Genomic DNA, 4,133 nt, shown 5'->3' on the forward strand with positions numbered 1-4,133 from the left:
CCACGGCGCCGAACCCAGCACGCCCTCCGCCACGACATCCCCGCCCCGCACCTCGGGCGCCTGCTCGAGGATCACATGCGCGTTGGTGCCACTGATCCCGAACGACGACACCGCCGCACGACGCACCCGGCCGGCCTCAGGCCACGCCCGCGCCCGCGTGACCAGCTCCACCGTGCCCGCCGACCAGTCCACATGCGGACTCGGCTCACCCACATGCAGCGTCGCCGGCACCACACCCGCCCGCAGCGCCATCACCATCTTGATCACACCGCCCACACCGGCCGCCGCCTGCGTATGCCCGATGTTCGACTTCAACGACCCCAACAACAACGGACGTTCAGCCGGACGCCCCTGACCGTAAGTCTCGATCAACGCCTGCGCCTCGATCGGATCACCCAACTTCGTCCCCGTGCCGTGACCCTCGACCACGTCGACGTCGGCGGTGGTCAGCCCGGCACTCTCCAGGGCGCTGCGGACCACCCGTTTCTGGGCGGGGCCGCTGGGTGCGGTCAGGCCGTTGCTCGCGCCGTCCTGGTTGACCGCGCTGCCCCGCACCACGGCCAGCACCCGGTGCCCGTTGCGGACCGCGTCCGACAGCCGCTCCAGTACCAGCACACCGACGCCCTCGCCCCAGCCGGTGCCGTCCGCGTCCGCGGAGAACGCCTTGCACCGCCCGTCCGGAGCCATCCCGCGCTGCCGGGAGAACTCGACGAAGATGCCGGGGGTCGCCATGACGGTGACCCCGCCGACGAGGGCGAGTCCGGTCTCGCCGGAGCGCAGCGACTGCATGGCCAGGTGCAGGGCGACCAGCGAGGAGGAGCAGGCGGTGTCCACCGTGACCGCCGGGCCCTCCAGGCCCAGGACATAGGAGATCCGGCCGGACAGGACGCTGGCGGTGCCGCCGGTGAGGAGGTGGCCGTCGGCGCCCTCCCAGGGCTGGTGCAGGGGCGGCCCGTAGTCCTGGGCGATGGCGCCGACGTACACCCCGGTGCTGCTGCCGCGCAGCCGGGTGGGGGCGATCCCGGCCCGCTCCAGCGCCTCCCAGCCGGTCTCCAGCAGCAGCCGCTGCTGCGGGTCCATGGCCAGGGCCTCGCGCGGGGAGATGCCGAAGAAGTCGGCGTCAAAACCGGCGGCGTCGCGCAGGAACCCGCCCTCGTGGGCGTAAGAGGCGCCGGGGCGGTCCGGGTCCGGGTGGTAGAGGTTCTCCAGGTCCCAGCCGCGGTCGTCGGGCAGGTCCCCCAGGACGTCGCGGTCGCCCGCGACCAGTTCCCACAGCGCTTCGGGCGAGCCGGCGCCGCCGGGATAGCGGCAGGCCATACCGATGATCGCGACGGGTTCGCTGTCGCGTTCCTCGGCCTGGCGCAGCCGCTTCTTCAGGTCGCGCAGCTCGGTGGTGGCCCGGCGCAGATAGTCGCGGAGCCGGTCCTCGGTTCCGGTGCCGGGTGCCGGATGCTCGTCGGCGCCGCCGTGCGCCGTGGCCCCGGCGGCGCCGGGGGTGTTGCTCGAAGTCCCCATGGGGGTGTCACCCTTCTTCGCGTGCAGCGGTCTGGAGGCCGTCAGGACAGGCCCAGTTCCTCTTCGAGGGCCGCGAACAGTTCGTCGTCCGTCGCCTGCCCCAGGTCGGTGTCCGGCGGGGTGTCGGTGGTCTCCGGCGCGCAGCGGCGCAGCAGCCCGCGCAGCCGGTCACCGATGCGGCGGCGCTCCCCGTCGTCGGACGCGGTGATCAGCAGGGCCTCGAACTCGGCCTCCAGCCGCACCAGTTCGTGCTCCTCCACACCGCCGGACGACAACACCGCGGAGTTCGCCGGTTCCGGGCCGCCGGCCGGTGCGGGGACGAGGCGTTCGTGCAGGTGGTCGGCGAGGGCGGCCGGGGTGGGGTGGTCGAAGACGAGGGTGGCGGACAGTTTGAGGCCGGTGGCGTCCTTGAGCCGGTTGCGCAGCTCGACCGAGGTGAGCGAGTCCGAACCGAGCTTGCGGAACACCTGGTTGGGGCCGATGTCCGCGGGTGAGGCCAGCCCGAAGACCACGGCCGTGTGCTCTCGCACCAGATCGAGCAGGGCCTGTCGCCGCTCCGCCTCGGGCAGGGCCGCGAGCCGCTCGGCGGGGGCGGGCCCGTCGGCGAGGGTGCCCGCCCTGCGACGGGTCGCGGGGCGCCGGACCAGGGCCCGCAGCAGGGGCGGTACGTCGGTTCCGGTGCGGGACGCGGTGGTGAGCCGGACCGGGACCAGGTCGGCGCGGACCGCGGCGAGCCCGGCGTCGAGCAGGCCGAGCGCCTCGGGCGTGGGCAGTGCGGCGACGCCGGTGCGGCCGAGCCGTTCGAGGTCCTGGGCTCCGAGGGCGCCGGTGAGTTCGCTGGCCTGCGCCCACAGCCCCCAGGCGAGGGAGACGGCCGGCCGGCCCTCGGCCCTGCGCCGCCGGGCGAGGGCGTCGAGGAAGGCGTTGGCGGCGGCGTAGTTGGCCTGCCCGGCGGTGCCGAGGGTGCCGGCGGCCGAGGAGAACAGCACGAACGCGGACAGGTCGTGGTCACGGGTCAGCTCGTGCAGGTGCCAGGCCGCGTCCGCCTTGGGCCGCAGCACCCGGTCGATCCGGTCGGGGGTGAGCCGGTCGACGGAGGTGTCGTCCAGGGTGCCTGCGGCGTGTATCACGGCGGTCAGCGGGTGCGCGGGGTCGATGCCGTCGAGCACCGCGGCGAGCGCGGCACGGTCGGCGCTGTCGCAGGCGACCACGTCGGCCCGCGCGCCGAGCCCGGCCAGCTCGGCCACCAGGGCGTCCGCGCCCGGTGCGGCGGGGCCGCGCCGGCTGGTGAGCAGCAGCCGGCGGATGCCGTGCGCGGTCACCAGGTGCCGGGCGACCAGGCCGCCCAGGGTGCCGGTGCCGCCGGTGATCAGGACGGTGCCGTCGCTATCGAGGGGGCGGGGCACGGTCAGCACGAGCTTGCCGGTGTGCCGGGCCTGGCTCATGTGCCGGAACACGGCCGGGGCCTGGCGCAGGTCCCAGGCGGTGGTGGGCAGCGGGCGGCAGCTGCCGTCCGCGAACCAGGCCATGACGTCGGCGAGCATCTGCCGGACGCGGTCCGGGTCGACCAGGTTCAGATCGTAGGCGTGGTAGGTGACGCCGGGGTGGCGGGCGGCGATCCGCTCGGGGTCGCGGATGTCGGTCTTGCCCATCTCCACGAACCGGCCGCCGGGGGCGAGCAGGCGCAGCGAGGCGTCGACGAACTCGCCCGCGAGGGAGCCGAGGACGGCATCGACCCCGCGGCCGCCGGTGGCCGCGCGGATCCGGTGCTCGAAGTCGAGGGTGCGCGAGTCGCAGATCCGGTCGTCGGGCAGGCCCATGGCGCGCAGGGTGTCCCACTTGCCGCGGCTCGCGGTGGCGTACACCTCGGCGCCGAGGCGGCGGGCCAGCTGTACGGCGGCCATGCCGACGCCGCCGGCCGCGGCGTGGATCAGCACGGTGTCGCCGGGGGCGAGGCCGGCCAGGTCGGTCAGGCCGTAGCAGGCGGTGAGGAAGGCCACCGGCACACCGGCGCCGCGGGTGAAGTCCCAGTCGGCGGGCAGCCGCGTGAGCAGCCGGGCGTCGGCCACGGCCAGGGGTCCAAAACCGTCCCGGACCAGGCCGAGCACGCGGTCGCCGGGGGCCAGGCCGCTGACCCCGGGCCCGGTCTCGACGACGACGCCCGCGGCCTCGTAGCCGAAGCGGTCCTGGTCCTCCTCGATCATGCCGAGGGCGAGGACGACGTCGTGGAAGTTCAGCCCGGCGGCCCGCACCGCGATGCGCACCTGACCGGGGGCGAGCGCGGCCGCGGCCTCCGGGGCGGGGGCGAGGGCGAGATTCTCCAGGCTGCCCTTGCCCTCGCTGACCAGCTTCCAGGTGTCCGTGCCGGCCGGCGTGGACAGTTCGCCCGCACCGGTCGCCCGCGTCAGCCGGGGTACGAGGAACCGGCCTTCGCGGACGGCGAGTTCGGGCTCGTCGGCGAGGAGCGCGGCGAGTCCTTCGGGCAGCGTGTCCGGGTCGTCCAGGTCCAGCAGCACGAACCGGCCGGGGTGTTCGCGCTGCGCCGAGCGCACCAGCCCCCATACGGCCGCGTCCACCGGGGCGGGCAGCTCGTGCGGCCCGGTGGCCACGGCCGTATG

2 protein-coding genes are annotated in these 4,133 nt (G+C 75.1%); both read right to left on the reverse strand.

Going from position 1 to position 4,133, the window contains the following annotated elements; translation table 11 throughout:
• The coding region (locus tag CCN72_RS10080) for a type I polyketide synthase (RefSeq protein WP_208637960.1) at positions 1 to 1,515 on the reverse strand (1,515 nt) is incomplete at its 3' end.
• A gap of 41 nt (positions 1,516 to 1,556) precedes the next feature.
• Positions 1,557 to 4,133 (reverse strand): type I polyketide synthase (locus tag CCN72_RS10085; RefSeq protein WP_244174174.1); only part of this gene is annotated, 2,577 nt, incomplete at its 5' end.

Origin of the sequence: Streptomyces murinus (assembly GCF_002154555.1) — a bacterium.
GTDB classification, from domain to species: domain Bacteria; phylum Actinomycetota; class Actinomycetes; order Streptomycetales; family Streptomycetaceae; genus Streptomyces; species Streptomyces murinus.